17 protein-coding genes are annotated in these 19,565 nt (G+C 43.0%); 8 read left to right on the top strand and 9 right to left on the bottom strand.

What is annotated here, in order from left to right:
- Positions 1-170 precede the first annotated feature (170 nt).
- The 3 genes from I3252_RS10280 to I3252_RS10270 form a co-directional block, all read right to left on the bottom strand.
- Positions 171-647 (bottom strand): hypothetical protein, encoded by a 477-nt coding sequence (locus I3252_RS10280; protein WP_238035122.1) that lies wholly within the window; start codon positions 645-647, stop codon positions 171-173.
- A gap of 99 nt (positions 648-746) precedes the next feature.
- The gene (locus I3252_RS10275; RefSeq protein ID WP_238035121.1) at positions 747-1,979 is read right to left on the bottom strand and encodes a restriction endonuclease subunit S; all 1,233 of its coding nucleotides are present in this window, start codon (positions 1,977-1,979) and stop codon (positions 747-749) included.
- Positions 1,969-3,504 carry a type I restriction-modification system subunit M gene (locus I3252_RS10270; RefSeq protein WP_238035120.1) on the bottom strand — a complete coding sequence of 512 codons (1,536 nt, stop codon included), beginning with the start codon at positions 3,502-3,504 and terminating at the stop codon, positions 1,969-1,971. Before I3252_RS10270 ends, I3252_RS10275 begins: the two co-directional genes overlap by 11 nt.
- A gap of 153 nt (positions 3,505-3,657) precedes the next feature.
- On the opposite strand from I3252_RS10270, the gene I3252_RS10265 reads away from it, so the two are divergent.
- The 5 genes from I3252_RS10265 to I3252_RS10245 all read left to right on the top strand — a co-directional run bounded on the left by I3252_RS10265 (position 3,658) and on the right by I3252_RS10245 (position 7,975).
- Complete coding sequence (locus I3252_RS10265; RefSeq protein ID WP_238035119.1) at positions 3,658-4,761, top strand: SEL1-like repeat protein; 1,104 nt, start codon at positions 3,658-3,660, stop codon at positions 4,759-4,761.
- Between the two features lie 14 nt (positions 4,762-4,775).
- Positions 4,776-5,477 carry a hypothetical protein gene (locus tag I3252_RS10260; RefSeq protein ID WP_101211350.1) on the top strand — a complete coding sequence of 234 codons (702 nt, stop codon included), beginning with the start codon at positions 4,776-4,778 and terminating at the stop codon, positions 5,475-5,477.
- A gap of 108 nt (positions 5,478-5,585) precedes the next feature.
- Positions 5,586-6,284, top strand: a complete 699-nt coding sequence (locus I3252_RS10255; protein ID WP_101211351.1) for a hypothetical protein — start codon at positions 5,586-5,588, stop codon at positions 6,282-6,284.
- Between the two features lie 23 nt (positions 6,285-6,307).
- Positions 6,308-6,976, top strand: a complete 669-nt coding sequence (locus I3252_RS10250; RefSeq protein WP_101211352.1) for a hypothetical protein — start codon at positions 6,308-6,310, stop codon at positions 6,974-6,976.
- Positions 6,977-7,000: 24 nt separating this feature from the next.
- Positions 7,001-7,975, top strand: coding sequence for a WG repeat-containing protein (locus tag I3252_RS10245; protein WP_101211353.1), 975 nt, complete (start codon positions 7,001-7,003; stop codon positions 7,973-7,975).
- 422 nt (positions 7,976-8,397) lie between these two features.
- On the opposite strand, the gene I3252_RS10240 is transcribed toward I3252_RS10245, so the two are convergent.
- The 6 genes from I3252_RS10240 to I3252_RS10215 all read right to left on the bottom strand — a co-directional run bounded on the left by I3252_RS10240 (position 8,398) and on the right by I3252_RS10215 (position 15,885).
- A complete protein-coding gene (locus I3252_RS10240; RefSeq protein WP_238035118.1) occupies positions 8,398-9,123 on the bottom strand; it encodes a DUF3726 domain-containing protein in 726 nt (241 codons plus the stop codon).
- The gene (locus tag I3252_RS10235) at positions 9,107-10,846 is read right to left on the bottom strand and encodes a hypothetical protein (RefSeq protein ID WP_238035117.1); all 1,740 of its coding nucleotides are present in this window, start codon (positions 10,844-10,846) and stop codon (positions 9,107-9,109) included. Before I3252_RS10235 ends, I3252_RS10240 begins: the two co-directional genes overlap by 17 nt.
- Before the next feature lie 126 nt (positions 10,847-10,972).
- Complete coding sequence (locus I3252_RS10230; RefSeq protein ID WP_238035116.1) at positions 10,973-12,658, bottom strand: BCCT family transporter; 1,686 nt, start codon at positions 12,656-12,658, stop codon at positions 10,973-10,975.
- Positions 12,659-12,875: 217 nt separating this feature from the next.
- Positions 12,876-13,865, bottom strand: coding sequence for a membrane dipeptidase (locus I3252_RS10225; protein WP_201599736.1), 990 nt, complete (start codon positions 13,863-13,865; stop codon positions 12,876-12,878).
- A 106-nt stretch (positions 13,866-13,971) separates the two neighbouring features.
- Positions 13,972-15,447, bottom strand: a complete 1,476-nt coding sequence (locus I3252_RS10220; protein ID WP_238035115.1) for an aldehyde dehydrogenase family protein — start codon at positions 15,445-15,447, stop codon at positions 13,972-13,974.
- A 48-nt stretch (positions 15,448-15,495) separates the two neighbouring features.
- On the bottom strand, positions 15,496-15,885 hold the full coding sequence (locus I3252_RS10215) for a RidA family protein (protein ID WP_238035114.1): 390 nt from the start codon (positions 15,883-15,885) through the stop codon (positions 15,496-15,498).
- 157 nt (positions 15,886-16,042) lie between these two features.
- Here I3252_RS10215 and I3252_RS10210 point away from each other — a divergent pair, with 157 nt between their 5' ends.
- The 3 genes from I3252_RS10210 to cls all read left to right on the top strand — a co-directional run bounded on the left by I3252_RS10210 (position 16,043) and on the right by cls (position 19,536).
- The gene (locus tag I3252_RS10210; RefSeq protein WP_238035113.1) at positions 16,043-16,948 is read left to right on the top strand and encodes a LysR family transcriptional regulator; all 906 of its coding nucleotides are present in this window, start codon (positions 16,043-16,045) and stop codon (positions 16,946-16,948) included.
- Between the two features lie 121 nt (positions 16,949-17,069).
- The gene (locus tag I3252_RS10205; protein WP_238035112.1) at positions 17,070-17,864 is read left to right on the top strand and encodes a YdcF family protein; all 795 of its coding nucleotides are present in this window, start codon (positions 17,070-17,072) and stop codon (positions 17,862-17,864) included.
- Between the two features lie 172 nt (positions 17,865-18,036).
- Positions 18,037-19,536 (top strand): cardiolipin synthase, encoded by a 1,500-nt coding sequence (gene cls, locus I3252_RS10200; RefSeq protein ID WP_238035111.1) that lies wholly within the window; start codon positions 18,037-18,039, stop codon positions 19,534-19,536.
- The last annotated feature ends 29 nt before the right edge of the window (positions 19,537-19,565 follow it).

Here is a 19,565-nt window from a genome sequence, read left to right as displayed (position 1 = left end):
GCAATTAGGTTTGATAATTAGTTTATAACAATTTTAAGTGGGATTGGCTATATAACTGATTAGACTTTATCGACTAAATTAAACCTCCGTATCAATGATCACACACTTCTTATCTATCAACAATTGCTGTTCAAGCAACTCCATTTCCTTACAAGCTCGTAAATTATTAGCTAGTCATAAGTCACGTTAAAATTCTTATCAATCCTAAAACCCTTGTCCAACGTGACGATTAACAATTTTTGGTTTTTGAGCAAGACCAATACATTCTCCTGATCGACATAGGCGCCGTCAGGATTGTCTTCGGTGATGTACGCTTCGCCTTCATCTTCGTATAAGCCAAACGATACAAATGCTTGATAGCCTCCGCCTGCCTGTAGTTGAAAAAAACCACTATCCGAGGCCCCTTGCTGAAGTGTGGCAAGCTGCTCTAGAAGTTTGGGATCGGTGATAGGCAGTTGGTCAAGATCGATGGAGTCGTCATACTGACGGAAATCCTTTTCAGTGAGCGGCAACTGATAGTAGGGATAAACGTGAGTTGCGGTTTTATCCTGATAGTCATCGGCATCCTCACTATACTCAGTGGCTGATGCATAGACAGCAGGTACGATAAGCAGCGAGCTTAGAAATAGGCAACGTAAGAAAGTCATAGCGTTTGGGCACTCTCTATAAAGGTTCATTCAATAGGCTATTGACAAGGTTAGCAAAGCCAAAACCCCACCCTGCCAATTGCCTTAGATACAGTCATTTCACTCATCAACCACCACCCGCTTCTTACCCATCAACAACACCTGCATCAGCGCCTTTTTCTCTTGCTGTAAATCAGCCAATTGCTGCTCAAGCAAATCAATTTCTTTATCGGCATTGGTTAATACAGTGGCGATTTGTTGTTGTTCTTGTTGAGTTGGAAGCCTGATCACTAAATTACGTAAAACACCTAAAGCAACAAATTTTTGTGTGCCGCCAGCATTTAACCTATGGATTTGCTTATCTATGTCATGACTCGATAAGTAATAAATCAAGAAGCCATTTAACAAACCTCCTGTTTCTTTTATCAAAGCCACATTTTTTATTGCATAATTAGATGATTTCACTTTAACTGGATTACCAATTGTTCCTATCATTCCAAATAAGATATCTCCGTCATTTACGCCTGAGCGTTTATTGATTTGAAGATAATCCTCTTCTGAAATGAATTTAACATTTGATAAGTCTAATCTGCCTGAAGATAGTAAGTTCTTAGAGGTAATTAGAGGATAGCCTACATCTATGAACTCAGGGCTGTCATGAGTTCCATCCCTAACATCAGAAATCTTACCAAGCTTAACCTCTTCCCACTCACCCTTGAACCGTTCACCCGACTCATCAAGCAAACGCTTTTTACCCGTCAGCAACTGCTGCATCAATGCTTTTTTCTGCTGGGTACTATTTTCAATCAAACGCTCAGTGGTACTAATCGCTTTATCCCAAGTGGATAAAATTTTGGCGATTTTTTGTTGTTCTGGAAGTGGTGGAACTAACATAGGTAACTTTTCTAAAGTAGCTTTATTTAATTTAAAGCGTCCAGCACCTTGTCTTGATAGAAAGTTAGTAATGTTACGGTGTTGAAAATATATATAAAACCATTCGGAATCGCATGTATCTGAACTTTCAATAATATGTGCATGGTTATTAACGGTACATTTTCCACTAATAAACTGTGTTTGACGCATTGTTTCATATTTAAGGAAATGATCACCATCCTCACCAATCAACGCATATGTACCATCTTGTTCATAATCAGCAATATAATCTTGGATTTTAGTCGGTCCGTAGTATGGGTAAGGACCAGGAATAAGTGAGCGTACTTCTTGGCTTATGGGCTTGCGGAAATTATTCTTTATATTTAAGGCTTCCCCAACTTTATCGAGTTGCCATCCTTTAGGTATAAAGCCAATTCTAGCTTGTATAAGCTCAAGCTTAGAAATCTCATTAGGCACCATAACCCAACTCCTTTAAAAACCCTGCCATCTCAGTCTCTAAACTCTCCAATTCAGCTTTTAACTCAAGACGCTCAGAACGCACCGTATCCAGATCAATCTCCGCCTCTTCCTCAAAGGTATCGACATAGCGTGGAATGTTTAGATTAAAGTCATTTTCCTTGATTTCATCAAAGCTCGCTAGATACGCATATTTATCAACGCTTTCCCGCGCCTTATACGTCTCAATGACTTTAGCAATATTGCTATCGATGAGCTGGTTTTGGTTTTTACCTGATTTGAACTCATTACTGGCATCAATAAACAGTACCGTGTCATCCGTTTTATTCTTTTTAAACAGCAAAATAGCCGCTGGAATACCCGTGCCAAAGAACAGCTTTTCGGGTAAGCCAATCACCGTATCGAGCAGATTTTCTTCAATGAGCTGCTGACGGATTTTACCTTCACTTGACGCGCGGAACAGCACGCCATGTGGCACCACCACGCCCATGCGACCAGTAGCAGGTTTAAGCGTTTCGATCATATGACTGATAAAGGCATAGTCGCCCTTAGTCTTGGGCGGTACACCGCGATGGAAGCGACCATAGGGATCGCTGCTGGCATCTTCATGCCCCCATTTATCCAGTGAAAACGGCGGGTTGGCGGTCACCACATCGAACTGTAATAAGTGCTTGCCGTCTTTGTCGAGTAGCAGCGGATTACGGATAGTATCGCCCCACTCGATACGGTGGTTGTCCTCACCGTGTAGGAACATATTCATCTTGGCCAGTGCCCATGTCGAGCCAATGGCTTCTTGACCGTATAGCGCATACTTCTTGGAATTTGAGTTTTTGCGTACCATCGCCCCGCATTTAATCAATAGCGACCCTGAACCACAGGCAGGATCACATATCTCGTCACCCTCGACAGGCTCAAGGATAGTCGCTAGTAAGTTCGATACTTCTGGTGGCGTATAAAATTCACCAGCCGTCGCCCCACTACTGGCAGCAAAGTGCTTTATTAAGAACTCGTAAGCATTGCCAATCACGTCTAAGCTACCAACACGCTCAACGCTTAGGTTTAGGATGTCTTTGCCAAAGTCTTCTAATAAATGGCGGAGTAGCTCGTTCTTTTGCTTTTCTTGACCCAATTTATCGGTGTTAAAGCTGATGTCTTGGAAGACGTTTTTGAGCTTGGTGCCGTTAGCTTCTTCAATCGCATGGAGCGCTTCGTCAATACGTTGACCGTTACCCGGCTGATGACGCTGCTCGTATAAATCCCAAAAGCTTGCGCCTTCAGGCAACACAAAACGCTGCTTGGACATCATGGCGTGAATCAGCTCTGGATTGTCGCCAAACTGCTCAACCAGTTTGTTGTACTCATCGCGATAGACGTCGGACAAATACTTTAAAAACAGCATGGTTAAGATAAAGTCTTTATAGGTATCAGCGCTGATAACGCCACGGAAGGTGTCACAAGCGTTCCATACGGCTTTGTTGATATCGTCTTGGTTTATTTGGCTAATACTATTAGGTGCGCTGGTTGGCATTTATAGTTCCTAAATACTTTGGAAAGTTATGAATTTTTATAGTGCGGTAATGATAGCAGGGTCTGATATGGATATCTTAAACTGATGGGTATTTAACTATGAGATTATTTCAAATTCGTGTAACATTTGTTTATTTTTACTTTGAGGCAAAGCATGGTTTTAATACGACATTTTATCCAAAAAATGGCAATAGCAATACTAGCACTGAGTATCAGCTGGTCAGTATTAGCGGCAAATTTTGAGTCTATTAAAGCATTAGCTGAATCAGGCGATGTTCAGTCTCAGCTTGAGCTTGCTAAGCACTATCAGACGCTCGTAAAACCAGACTATCGTATTTTTAATAATGAACCTATCGACTTCTATTATGAAGGTAAAGACGTAGATAAAAATGCTAAAAAAGCTTTAAGTTGGTATTTAAAAGCAGCTAACCAAGGTAATACTGTTGCCCAAGCGAAGGTTGGCGGTATTTATCATGATGGTATACATGTCCCGCTAGATCATGCCAAAGCTTTTGAATGGTATCAAAAATCGATTAAAGAGGATGTGGCCGAAGCACAGTTTGGCTTAGGGCTAATATACGCTTACGGTAATGAAGTGCCTAAAGATCTAAAAAAATCAAAATATTGGCTTACAAAAGCAGCAGCACAAGGTTATGCCCCTGCTTTGTTCCATCTGGCGTATGACTATCAAAATCATTATGGCGATGACGAAAGCCAGAAAAAAGCGCTTGAACTGTTTAAACAACTGGCGAATACAGAGAGTCAAAATAGTGAATATGCTGTTCGCTCTTACTATGCACTAGGCTTTATGTACTATGATGGCTATGGTACTGAAAGGAATTATCACCAGTCGGTATACTGGTATCAAAAAGCTGCTGAACAAGGTCATGATACTGCTCAACTGGAACTGGGAAGAATGTACTCTAGAGGTGAAGGCGTACAAAAAAATCATGAAGAAGCCCTAAAATGGTATACAAAAGCAGCAAATCAAAGAAATGTCTTGGCACAAACAGGTTTGGCATGGATGTATTACCATGGTAACGATATTGAACAGGATTATACGCAAGCTTTTAAGTGGTTGAACAAGATAGTAGAGAGCGGTAAGGACGACCACTCAATTCAAGCAATGCTTGCGTCGTTATACCTCAATGGTGATGGTGTCGCTCAGAGTGATGATGAAGCAATCAAATGGTACGGTAAAGCCTGTCAAAATGGCAATCGCTACAGCTGTAAGCAATATCTAGAATTAACCCAATAATAGAAATAAACCATATGAAAACAATTGCATTCTGTCTACTAGCTAGCCTAGCTCTAAGCGCTTGTACAACGGGTATAAAAAGTAGCTCGACCATCAATAATCCCGACTCAGATGTAACTCAGTTCCCCGTTGAGACGGCTGTGATAAACATTTTTACCAAAGAATATAGCGACTCGCTATACAGCCTACTTTCTGATAAAAAATCTTTAGAATTTGACTATAAAATAATACCCAAAGCAGCGTCTAATTTTGAAAATCAACAGGTTCAAAGCGTACAATCAATCTCTAGTACTAGCATAGATAACGAAGTGATAACTAGAAATATCAGAATGAGTTACTTTACTCTCAATCCTTTCCTATTTAAAGGCTATACGAGTAGCTCAGGAGAATATAGCGTAGCTACGCAAAGCGCTATCCTACCTAGAGTAGCGAATGTAGGTAGCTCTGGTAAGTCTGTAGCTGCAATAGTGTATTCAGATAGTAGCAAAAGTAACCAAATAAGATCTTATACAGAAAAGTGGTCGTTATCAAAAGCCAGTCAGAATACAGCATGGTTTTGTATGGAAGAACTGGCACACGGTAATTTAGCTTTTAAGAAAAAGAAAATTCAATGTTTTGAAATTGACGAACATGGCGATATTTTAGATAGTAAAATAATAGAAACTTATAAAACAGAAGTTGGTGTTAAAACTATAGAAGTAATAAGTAGATTATGAAGATAAAAGGTTCTACTACTAACCAAGCTACAATGTATTTGCATTAAAAAAATACGTCATAGCTAAATAAATATTATAAAAACCTATAACTTATTAGCGAGTTAATTTATGAAAGTATTAGCATTAATAGCAGTGGTAGCTCTAGGCCTAAGTGCTTGTACTACTATGAATAACGATGTGATAACCCCAAATAAATCAAACCAAATAGTCACGCAATATCCTGTAGAGACCGCCCTACTCAATATCTATACCAAAGCGCGTACTGATACCCTGATACAAGCCAATGACAATCAAAACACAGTGCTTGAGATAAAAGTCGTTCCCAAAGGGAAAATGACATTCAACAACCAGCAGGCACAAGGTGCCGAAACTGCTTATACCATAAAATCAGATGGCATCATCGATCAGCAGCTAATATCAATCAATTACTATACCCTAAACCCTGTAAAGTTCTATGGCTTTACCAACAATCTAGGGGAGTACTCGGTAGCTAATCAAACCTCTGATATGCCCAAAATGGCAACTATAGGCGACTCAAGCGAGTTTATCACTGAGAGTGTCTATAGCGACAGCAGTCAAGATAAGTTAATCAGCAAATATACTCAGAGTTGGTCGCTGAAACGCGCTACTAATGATACCGCTTGGTTTTGTATAAACGCTTCAGAAAATCTGCTATTGAATGACGCCAATGGCACTATGTCTGAATGCTATAACATCAACGCTAAAGGTGATTTATTAAGTACTAAAGTAGTAGATTCAAGCCCATTAGAAGACGGTGTTAAGAGAATAATTTATAACAGTCTGTGATAGGTATAAATAAGGATGAATATATGAGAATCTTAAGACTATGCTGTGCGGTTGTTTTGCTTGCTGGCACGACTATACAAGGTCATACAAAACCACTCAATGATAGCGTGCAATATCCTATCTCTGCGCCATTATCTCAGTTAATTACTGGCAATTTCGTTAAAATAATAGCACTGTCTAATGAAGGTATGATCTCAAAAATAACGACCACCCAAACTCGAAAAGGCCAAGTTAAGGTCGATAATAAGACAGCGTTCACTGTGGTGAACGATAACGTAATGACCCTCAACAGCAAGCCTCTAACTTCTGCAACACTCACACGCTACTACAGCTTAGATCCGCTGACCAGTCATGGCTCACCTGATCAAGAAGCGCTAGACATTGACATAACGTTCAGTGCCTTACCTACAACAGCCGCTATCGGTGACTCGGGTGAATTTGCGAAAAGTGTGATGCCAACAGAATATGATAATGACCTAACACAGACAGCCATTCAAACCTGGTCGCTTAAGCAAGCCACTGACAATACTGCTTGGTTGTGCCTGCACACCACTCTTACGGAGCCCTCATCACCAGAGGACGTTGCTGCGGATGAGTGCTATCAGGTTACGCGCAGTGGTGCTATCGTGGATATGAAAATTACGGTCCCACCGCCGATACAAGTGCAGTTGGCGACTATCAACTTTTCATAAGAAGACCTATTGAAAAGGACTCATATGAAAGCTCTAGGATTATGTACATTACTAGCTTTCTTAATCGGCTGTACAGCAGCCGACGTAGCGACGGATTCATGGGGAACAAGCGTTATGCCCTCATCTTCGAGTGATAGCACGCGTGGTGTCAGTCCCGACTTGCCCGTTGAATATCATAGCTCAATAGAAGGTCATGACGACACTTGTGGATTTAAGAACAGCGCTGGGAATGTTATTACCCCTGCTATCTATGATCATTGCGGTGAGTTCCATGACGGCATGGCTTACGTGACGCACGGTTATGACACGATTGGTTATGTCGATATTCAAGGTAAGGTTGCCATACCTGTTATTTATCCTATCTTTTTTGACTTCGTACCTGAGATGCATAATTTTAGTGAAGGTCGAGTTGCGGTTTATAAAGATGACAAATGGGGCTTTATGGACAAGCAAGGCAAGCTCGTCATTCCTTATGTCTATCGCTATGTTGGAGATTTCTCAAATGGACTGGTAACGGTGTTAAGAAATGAAAAATTTGGTGCCATTGACAGTAATGGCGATACCGTCATTGATTTTCGATACCAACAGCTTGGCAACTTTAAGGAAGGTCTAGCAAATTTTAGTCTGACAGATGACCAAAAAGTAGGATATATAAACACTAAAGGTCAGCCAGTTATTGCCTCTACATGGGATGCCGCATTGGATTTTTCTGAAGGTCTGGCGGCGGTAGGTGTCGGAGATAACGATAAGTTGAAATGGGGATTTATTGACCACGCAGGTCGAGTAGTCATTGAGCCAAAATATAATGCAGCCTCTCCCGATGTGGGCGACTTATCTTTATACACAGATGTCAGCGACGGTTATTTTATCAATGGTCTGGCCACTATGTACTTAGAAGGTGACCAAATCACGCAGGTCATTATTGATAAGCAAGGTAATGAAATTAAGCGTCAAACTTATGACAGTTACGACGATATATTTGGCGAAATTTCTTTTTAAAAGATCTTTAGTGAATGGGAAGGAAACCTTAATAACCAAAAAACGCTTTTTAGTGATAGTATATGTTTGAAACTAAATAATGCTTTAGAAATATTTAGTTACGATTAATCATGAGATAAATCCCATTATTTACCTTACATCCAATACTACAAACCTGTTGGTCTATTTGATGGTCTAATACTTAGCTACAGTATATTAAATACATTTATATCAATCACTTGAAAATATAGTTAGACTTCCTCCTTCACCGCCAATCTTATTCTGCTTAATCAAAGCCTCTAGCTTTTCCCATCTGTTCAAACAACTCCGAAATACCTTTTAATCCAAAATACTTTCTGAAATTTTTAATTACAAACCTCTTTTTGGCTTAATCTATTTGCCTATGTCATTTTGTAACCTTTTATTTATTACATTCCTCTCGCTTACGCCCCTCCCGCACCTTTACTTGATGTTTCGCTATTTTCTACCAACATCGCCGCAGCCGTTTTTTTGAGTATCACCCACTGTTCATCGTCGACATAGATACCTTCTTTCCATGCGCGCTGATGGGTTTCAAATAGCTCATCTGTCGATATTTTATGATTGAAATGCTGTATGTCCTGTTCAATATCAAAATTTTGGGTCGCAATTTCAATGACCATGTCATTGGTATTATAATTGGCTTGTGCTTGGTCAAAAAAGTATAAATCAGGATACACAAAACCTTGATTTAACGTAAATAATGTATGCTTGGGCACAGAACCATTGTCCCATTTAGCCAGACAAGCGAAGCCTTTGGCAGCCAGCCCCACCAGCTCGCTATAAGCCAACCAGCGGTTATGACAGTTCTGTAAATAAATATGAAAATGCGCCAAATCACCCATTTTTTCCAGAGCATAGTCAATGATAGTCGGCAAGTGACAAGCCAAGCTGCTACCATGCAGATCTAAACGAATAGCGCCGTCTTGTTGATGGACGATATCGATTGGCGTATCGTGCTCAGTTAAGATATACGGACTGGCATTGTTAAAGTGTCTGATACCGTCCAAGCCCGCCATCTGTAACTCAGCAACCATAGTAGCAATCACATCCGCTTCGCCTACTTCTCGGTGCATCCCAGTAAAGGCTTTGTGTACTATCGTCACGATTTCATTATGCGATACGATCATGAGTCAAACCTCCCTGCTCTTTCGATAAATTGGGTAATAAAGGAAACAGCCACTCATCACTATGCACTTCTGCAAACAAAGGCGCACCTTGAAACAAGGTGATCCGCACCCAGCGATCTGATCTGGGATCGAACTTGGTGGCACCAAACATCGATAATTTACACCGTAACAGGTGCATGGGTAATGCGGTTTTATGCAAGACATTCATCTGAATATCGCCCAGTGGCTTATGTCCCATTGTCCAAACGCGGCGCGCAATCGAGCGATATTTTGGCTGATTCAAGATGAACTCTGAAATGAGCTGCTTTGGATCGGTGGGTTTCAACGCGAGATACAGCTTATTTGCTTGCCGTGCGATGTCTAATGCAAGCTCACGATCAGCACCCGGTTCTTGCCCGCGCACGCCCATCCTTGGCTCCTCTTTATCCACCGAACGATACCAAAACCAATGGCTATTATCGGGCTGGCTAAAATCAATATTAATCGCCCACTGATAATGTAGCTCTAATACATCGATTAAATCTTGGATCACCTTGCCTTTCGGTAGCGACAGCGTTTCATCGGCATTTATTTTTTCTTGAAACGCATCGACACGCTCAGGATAAAGCTCCATCAAGCAAGAGATAATCACTTCTTGGCTCTCAAGGCTTAGATGATGGTGAGCTTGTAAGAACTCCGCCCATGTACTGTATTGATTAATGGTTGCCATCAAATTATTTTGTAGTACGGCTAATTCCGCAACGACCGCTTCATTGAGTTTAATTTGCTGCTCATTGATAGTGACAATTTCACTAAAATGCTGAATAGCGCGTTTGATTAAACTGGCAAAATGCGCCGTTTCATTAGGCTCAATTTGGCAAACCAGTGTCGCTTGCAACGCTTCTTCACGGGTAGTCAGCCATTGATCGACGACACAGGGATGGTTGATTAGATACGGTGCCATGCCTAGACCGGTGGCGTTACCAACTCCCAAGTAACGCTTAATCTCTGGATGCAGCGCAGCGGCGTTGCTACCACCTTTTTGCTTTGCCAAATAATCGACCCAATCTAAGCTAAACTCACGCAGCAAATACACGGCACACATCTGCGCTCGAAAGGATTGATCAAAATCTGCACTGTGATCTAACGGTTTAAAGTCATAAATACCAAACTTACCATTGCCATAGACGGCAGTAGTGCGCAATATATAACCCACTTGCGCAAGTATATCTAAATCTGGTTGCTGACCAACGGCGAGTGAGCTAACGATATGATCAAAGACCCGTACGCTTTTATTTGCTCGTGCCAGCACCATCACCATATTAGAGTTGCGACCTGCTTCTTGCAGCGGTACGTTGGCTTGTAGGTTACCCAGTAATTCCTCACTTATTTCACCAAAGACCAGACCAAAGGTCACATCCCATTTTTGGGCAATCACCCTATCATTACGCTCTTCATCAGCCAGCTCATTACAAAACACCACCAGATGATACAGATGCTCTGGAGTATTGAGGCGATAAATAACCGTGCCATAGCCTTGCTCATCCAAATCCCACAAATGGGTACTGAGCGTCCATTGCTCTCTATCAATCTTACGCAGTAACGTGCGCACAAAGCTAATGCGAGTTTGGTGCATCGCGCCCAACCTTTCTGCATTCATAATCACGTCACGAGTACGAAATTCAGTACTAAGTTGAGGCGGCTTGACGTTAATACTTTCATTATTTGCATGAATCATATTCATAATTTCACTACCTTACCTAATATATTGAGCCAGCAGCTTTGTTAATAATCTCAATGATGATATCTATTGGTAAATAAGTATTCAGCCGTTTTGAGGATCGTTGTTTTGACCTTGACCGTTTGGTGGTCAATCAGTTTTTTGAGTAAGCTTTTCCTTAGCGAGTTTTTCTTCGCTAATTTTATGTCTTACCTCTACCTGATTAGGTCGATACAAGTCTTGCTCTCGCGCCATTTGCTGGGCAATTTGTGGCCCGTTCCATAGCGATGGCAGCAGGATAAAGGAGACAGGCACAGCGGTAATCACGATAAAAGACTGCAACGCTGTCACGCCACCTGAACCAAGCGAGATTAAAACAATCGCTGTTACCCCCATCATGATGCCCCAAAAGGTACGAATCATGGCATTTGGCTCACGCTCGCCACTGATGACCACACTGATGGTATAGGTCATCGAATCACCTGTCGTGACGATAAAAACAGTGGTTAAAATTAGAAATAATATCGAGGTAATTAAAGGAAAGGGTAATTGCTGGGTGACTGCTAATAGTGCACCAGGTAAGTTAAAGCCTTCAAACGCGCTACTGACACTGCCCGGATTGGCAATCTCAAACGCCAGACCCGAACCACCAACGACGGTGAACCAAAAGCAAGTAACGAGTGGCGCAATGATACAAACCGTGGTAATCAATTGACGAATCGTACGACCTCGTGAGATACGAGCAATAAATATCGCCATCATCGGGCCATAACCCAAGAACCAACCCCAAAAGAACACCGTCCAACCGCCAAGCCAGCCTTCATCACCGCGAAAAGTGGCCATCGGAATAAAGTTATCGACCATCGTGCCGACACCTTGAATATAACCATTGACGATAAAATTGGTCGGTCCAAATATCAAAATAAAGACCATCAGCGCAACTGCCAATATGACATTGAAGCGGCTGAGCAATTGCATGCCTCGAGCAAGACCACTGATCGCTGATAAGGTATAAAGCACAATCGCGAATATGATAATGATAAGCTGGGTGGCAAAAGTATCAGGAATACCAAACAATTCATTCAGTGCATAGCTGGTCTGTAGACCCAAAAAACCAATAGGGCCAATCGTACCCGCAGCCACGGCGACGATACAGCAAGCATCGATAATCGCGCCCGTTTGACCAGTAAGTACGCGCTCACCAAACATAGGATAAAGAAGTGTGCGAGGTTTCAGCGGCAAACCTTTGTTATAATGCAAATGCATGACCACAATCGCGGTCAAACTACCGACAATCGACCACGCCAAAAATCCCCAATGCATAAAAGATTGTGATAAGGCGTTAAATGCTCGTTGTTGCAAGTCTGGTGACTCACCGTATAAAGGAGGCGCTGACACGAAATGAGCAATAGGTTCTGCCGCCGCCCAAAAAACCCCACCGCCAGCCAACAATGTACAAAACAGGATGGCCATCCACTTGAAATTGTCCATTTCAGGCTTTGGTAAGTTGCCCAAAATCACACGACCCGTGCGACCTGCACCAACCGCTAAAGCGATGACGAAAGTAGCGAGAAGCAGAATTTGCCAAAAAGGGCCAAAGATATTGGCCGACCATTTAAAACCAACATCCACAATCGTTGCTAACTGTGCTTCTGCAAAAATAGCCATGAGCACAAAAATCGTAATAAACCCGCCACTATACCAAAAGGCAGGGTTTTTTAGCCCCAACGCATCAATATCGGCAGCAGCTGGTACAGCGCTGACCTTATCCGCTGTGCTATTGGCAGCGTTTGAGCGTCCTTGCTCACCTTGGTTAAGTCCCTTTAAATCGGCCATGATGTGGCTCCATATGCTAACGTTTCGTTATTTAGATCAGACGTATAACAATGAGGCTATAACCAGATAACCTCACCATATTATTTTAAAGCTATTTATTTTAAAGCTACTTACTTCAAAACTGTCTATTTCAAATGGCTGTGCGCTATAAAACATCTGTCGTCTTATAACGATTTTTAGCGATGACTTGCTAGAATTATCCTTTAGGAATGAGCCTTTAAGCTAAAGGCTTTAAACCACTCTCAAGAAAATCAAACCAGTTTTGACCGATAACTTTTCCAGCGTCAATCTCATTAAAACCATGTTTGAGCAAGCCGTTATAAATGTTTTCCATACCGTCCTTACCAGCGAACCATGGCAAAGTATCTGGCCAACCTGAATTATTGGCATTGCCTTCACCATAATCCATCGCTTTTGACCAGCGGCCATTACGCATCCACTCAAGCACGGCTTGCGGTTGATTGAGACACAAGTCACTACCAATGGATAAATGCTCTACGCCATATTTTTCAGCACAATTGGCAATCATCGTACAGAAATTATCTAATGTGCAATCACTACCATTTGGCAAATGAAACGGGTATAAGCTAAAACCTAACAACCCGCCCGCTTTGGTTAATGCACTAATAACCGTATCCGATTTATTACGCAGGGCATCGTGTGCTGTGGTTGGGTTGGCATGGCTGATACATATCGGGCGACTAGAGTGCTCAATCGCTTCAAGCGTTGAACGCTCAGCGCTGTGTGACATATCGATAATCATACCGACACGGTTCATCTCAGCGATGGCCTGCTGACCAAAACGTGTGATGCCGCTGTCATTCTGCTCATAACAACCAGTTGCCAGTAAGCTCTGGTTGTTATAAGTCAGTTGCATAATCAATAGACCCAAGCGGCGCATGACGCTGATTAGGCCAATTTCATCATCGATTGGTGAGCAGTTTTGCGCGCCAAAGAAGATGCCAACTTTACCCTGCTCTTTTGCCGTTTTGATATCAGCAACTGAGTACACTGGCAAGATAAGATCGCTATTTTGCTCAAAGCGTGTGTGCCACTCGCTAAAGCGGGTCATGGTCTGACGGGCATCTTCGTGATAGACCAAGGTGGCATGTACCGCATTGATACCACTGGCTTGTAGCATCTTAAAGTAGTCACGATCCCAATGGCTATACTGTAATCCGTCAATGACGATATGGTCTTGGTACATATCAATTCCCTTTAATACTTTTATCAGTAGCCACTATCGTTGGCGATTAAGTGCTTTTTCACACCGTGTCGCTTCGATAGCGGCGAGCAGTCTTATTAAGATAGTTCTAGTACGCTTTTTGATAAGCGGTCTTGACGATGGTATAGAACTCTTTGGCATATTGACCTTGCTCACGCGGGCCAAAGCTTGACTGTTTACGACCACCAAACGGTACATGATAGTCCGTACCTGCAGTCGCTAGATTGACCATGACGCAACCTGCTTGCACTTGTTCTTTGAACATCGCACTGCTACGCAAGCTTTGGGTGATGATGCCGCCCGTCAGACCAAAGCGCGTGTCATTGGTCATGGCAATCGCTTCGTCCAAATCCTTGACACGCATGACACAAGCCAGCGGCGCAAATACTTCTTCTTGGTTGATATCCCAGCTGTTGTCCGTCTCGGTAAATAACGTAGGCGACATATAGTAGCCGTCATGTGGCATCTCTAAACGCTCACCACCAAAGGCTAAATTGGCACCGGATTGCTTGGCTTTTTCGATCCAGTCCATGTTTGATGCCAGTTGTTTATCATCGACGACAGGCCCCATAAAGATACCGTCATCAAGCGCATGACCGACTTTTAAGGTTTTCATTTTTGCGACCACACCTTCGACGAAGGCATCATGAATACTATCCATCACGATGAGGCGCGAAGAAGCCGTACATTTCTGCCCTGAACCACCAAATGCACCAGCAACCGCCGCATCGATAGCGATTTGCAAATCGGCATCGTCAGCGATGACCAAGGCGTTTTTGCTGCCCATCTCAAGCTGACAACGAATAAAGTTCGGTGCCGTCGCAGCAGCAACCTTGCGACCTGTTGGTACAGAACCCGTAAAGCTAACCGCATCGATATCTGTAGAATTGATGAGTGCATCACCGATTGACGAGCCGCCGCCCAGTAGCAGGTTAAACGTCCCTTCTGGCATGCCTTGACGATGGATGATTTCGGCCAATGCCACTGCGCTGGCTGGTGTTAAATTCGCTGGCTTCCAAATGACAGTGTTACCAAACGCTAGCGCTGGCGCGATCTTCCACACAGCAGTGGCCGTTGGAAAGTTCCAAGGTGAGATAATAGCGACCACACCGACTGCTTCGCGGGTGACTTCAACCTTGACACCAGGACGCACTGAATCAGCGTTATCACCGATTTGACGCAATACTTCAGCGGCATAGTAATGAAAGAACTGACCTGCGCGGTAAATCTCGCCGCGACCCTCTAGGAAAGGTTTACCTTCTTCAAGAGACAACAGCGTACCTAGCTCATCACAGCGAGCAATCATTTCATCGCCAATCGCTTGTAGGATAGACTGCTTTTTTTCTAAAGGAGTCGCTTCCCATTTTGGCTGAGCTTGACGGGCAGCAGCAATAGCGTCTTTGACTTGATCGCCACTGGCTTGGGCGAACTCACCGATAATGTCAGTGATATCAGATGGGTTAATATTGGCTACGGTATTTACGCCTGACTGCCATTCACCGTTAATATAAAGTGATTTGGTTGGGTCTTGCTGCAATATCTGTTTGGTAGTGTGAACTGACATAAGAGCTTCCTTGATAAAGTATTAAAAGATGGAATATTAAAATTAGTTTTAAGGCACAGCGGCATATACGACCAGCTCAACCAGCATTTCCTCTCGTGCCAGTCCTGCTATCACGAGCGCTGCCCGATTTGGATAGGGTGCTTCAAAGTATTCAGCATAGACTTGGTTGACGGTTTTTAGATAGTCGCGATCGGTCACATAGATCATGACCTGTAGTACCGAATCCATACCAACATTGGCACTTTCTAGTGTGTGCTTGAGATTATCTAACGTTTGGCGGGTTTGCCCTTCAATACCACCTGCAACCACATCACCATTTTCATCGATAGGAATCTGCGCGGTGTACAACGTACCATTGCTAGTGATCGCCCATTCTAAAGGGGCTTTAGACGCATAAAGTGAGGTTTTGATGGTTTGTTTGGTTGAATGAGTCGTCATGTCGTCATATCCTTTGATCAATGATTGGGCAGCGATTGCTATAGAGTTATCCTACCCAAGTATTAACGATAAATCTAACTAATTAAATTTAGAATATGATAGATTTAATCTATCATATTCTATATCTTATATATTAATAGTGGTGAGGAGTAAGCGTATGAAATTACAGCAATTACGTCACTTTTTATGCGTGGTAGAGGAACGTGGCTTTCGGGCGGCGGCGGATCGCGCCAATCGCTCGCAAGCGGCGTTGTCTGCCTCGATAAAGGAATTGGAAAAAATACTAGGTCAGCGCTTATTTGAAGGAGGAAATAAAGCAACACTCACGCCTTTTGGCGAGACTTGTTTACCAAAAATCGAGCAGTTTATGACGATTTATCAAGCGCTAGAGGATGATTTAAAAGGAGTAGCCGCTGGCGATAAAGGCAAAATAAGGATTGCAAGCGTGCCATCACTGGTGACAAAACTCTTGCCTAGCGTGTTGGTTGAGTACTCCAAGAGATATCCTGATGTCGAGATTGTACTAATAGATGATAACTCTGTCGGTGTTGCCAATCGTTTATTGGCAGGTGAAATCGATTTGGCATTGGGCAACTGCACCAGTATCGATCAATCAAATATAGATTTCACCTTGCTCATATCTGACCCGATTGGCGTGGTCTGCTTAAAAAGCAACTCGTTAAATCAACCAGTAAAACCGTCAAGAAACCATCAAAAAATAGGGCTTAAATGGCAACAACTGATGACCCAGCCTTTTATTTATAATGGCACTTGCCGATTGCTCGAAAACACACCCGCCGAGGTACTCAACCGTAATGCGCGTTACACGGTCGAGAATATTACTTCCTTATTTTCATTATTACGCAATGATCTTGGCATAACCACCCTACCCAAGCTCGCCTTTCCGTCGAATGAGCCAGAATTGGTATGGCTCGACTTACTTGAACCTACCTTAGACAGACAAATTGGTATTTTTAAATTGGCAAATAAAACGATCTCACCGCCAGCACAAGCTTTTCATGAACTGTGCATTCAGTATGTCCAGAATCACTATATTTTATAAAAACAGGTTAAAAATGGTTTAAAAACAGGTTGAAAATTGGTTAAAACATAACTCATTACCGCCTACTTTTATAAGCCACTATCAGAAATTCCATTCACTTGAATAAAAGCGTCTCTCACCTATGTCTAAAGGTTTAATTTCCGTTACTCGTGGCCTCTTATCTGTTATCGGCATCATACTTATCATCGATTGCGCTGCATTGATGGTCGTCGGTAAAGTCAACTTCGGCTCGGTTGTACCTTTTTTAGTCGGCATAGTTTTTGTCATACATGGAATTTTTTGGCATGCAATACGCAGGTTTTGCAGCCAACATTATGGGTTCAACCGCCTTTGGTATGGGTTATGGGCTGTATTTATACTTTGGTTGTTGAGCTTCGCTCTATTTATTTGGTCATTACAACAGCAGATTGCGCTTAGCCAGCAGCCTGCACCGACAGTGGCAGCGATTATTATATTAGGCTCCGGCACGGTTGCAGGTAAGCCGACACCGACGCTCGCCAAGCGCTTGGACACCGCTGTGCCCCTTATCGAGACGCAACCAGATGCTTTGGTGATAACCAGTGGTGGCGTTGGTTTTCAGCGTACACGTAGCGAAGCCGATATCATGGCCACGTATTTGCATGAGGCACATGGCGTGCCATTCGAACGCATTTTACAAGAAGGCAAAAGTACCAGTACGGAAGAAAACCTCGCTAATAGCCGAGCGTTGTTAGAAGCAAAAGGGCTGTCTATCACTGATCCTATCGCCATCGTTACCAGTGATTTCCATAGCATTCGCGCAGCCAGCATTGCGCGACATCAGGGCTATGCACAACCGATTACCGTCGCCAGTCCGACGCCTTTAACCATTCGTTATAACGCTTGGTTTCGCGAGTATTTTGCCTTTGTCAGTGGCTGGTTGTTAGGAGAGTATTGATGGTGATGTATATTTCACCAGCTTGAACAAGCTTACTGCTAAATATCATAGCTCTAGCGTTGCCGCATTACTGTTTTTACCAATCAAAACGGTGGTAATTTTACAGTGCGTTATAATCAGTAAGAACCACTGATAAATACTGCAAATAAAAATAATAATGATGGAGCGCATTATGCTATTGGATATCTTTTTAACTGTTCATTTCATGCTGCTGATACTGATCTCTTTGCGAGTGCTTGCGCGCCATGATCTGACCTCGCCCGCTCGGCTTGCTTGGCTCGTCATATTGTTCATTTTGCCTTATCTGGGGGTTGTAATTTATTGGATGTTTGGTGAGGTGCATCTAGGACGCGATTTTACGCGCAAACGTAAAGAGATCATCGATAAATTAAGCGCACATAGTCCCGAAGTACTTGGTGATGACATCGCTTTGTCGGAGGCTATCAAACCTGAATACCAAGCGGCCTTTGCCTACTCTGCCAATGCAACTGGCTATCATACAACGGTGGGCAATCACGCAGAGCTGATGGCAGATGCGGCTGAGACGCGCAAACGTATGATTGCCGACTTTGATGCAGCGACCGATCATATTCATGTGCTGTATTATATTTGGCTAATCGACGGTATGGGAATCGATACTGCTCAAGCGCTCATACGAGCGGCAAGGCGCGGCGTCATATGCCGAGCAATGGTTGACGGTATGGGCTCACGAAAAATGGTCGGCTCAAAGATATGGCAGGAAATGATAGAAGCTGGCGTACAAGTCAGTGTTTCCCTACCAATTAGTAATCTTTTAAAGGTACTCATGTTTAGCCAGATTGACTTGCGAAATCACCGCAAGATTACGGTTATTGACGGCAAAATCGGCTACTGTGGCAGTCGCAACTGCGCCGATCCTGAGTTTCGTGTAAAGCCAAAATTTGCGCCGTGGGTAGACATTATGCTGCGAGTCGAAGGACCAGTGGTGGCACAGAATCAGATGTTGTTCGCCAGTGATTGGCTGACTGAAAATCCTGATACGCCGCTTGACAGCTTTCCTTATTTTATTGACCCTCAACCAAAGCGACAAAAATCCCCACAACCAGAAACTGATAAGCCTGTACCAATAACATCACCGCCAAATGGCTTTGCTGCACAAGTTTTTTCTGATGGTCCTACCCAACGACGCAGCACCACGCCACAATTTTTAGGTGTCTTAATTGGTCAGGCAAAACGAACCCTGATTATCTCAACGCCTTATTTTGTGCCTGATTATTCGCTCGTTAGCATTTTGTGTGCGACCGCTTATCGCGGTGTACAAGTAACCATGATTTTCCCAAAGAATAACGACTCAATAGTCGTGGCTGCTACCAGCCACAGTTATTACTGGCAGCTGCTTGAAGCGGGGGTCAATATTTACGAATATAAACCCGGTCTATTACACGCAAAAACCTTGACCATCGATGGCGAAATCAGTCTGATTGGCTCGACCAATTTAGACTTGCGTAGCTTTGATTTGAACTATGAAAACAACATTGTGTTTAGCGATAAAACGCTCACAGCGGATATCGTTGAGCGACAATACCAGTATATCGCTGATTCTGAAGAGGTCACTCGTGAGCAAGTTGAAAACTGGCCGTTATCTTATAAAATCTGGAATAACATTGTCGCCACGATGGGACCTGTCTTATGACCCATTATTAGGGCGTGTCCTCAATTCAA

Source organism: Psychrobacter sp. Ps4 (assembly GCF_022129285.1).
Taxonomy (GTDB): domain Bacteria; phylum Pseudomonadota; class Gammaproteobacteria; order Pseudomonadales; family Moraxellaceae; genus Psychrobacter; species Psychrobacter immobilis_A.
The sequence above is the reverse complement of the archived record's forward strand: the minus strand, read 5'-3'. Positions and strand labels throughout refer to the sequence as shown.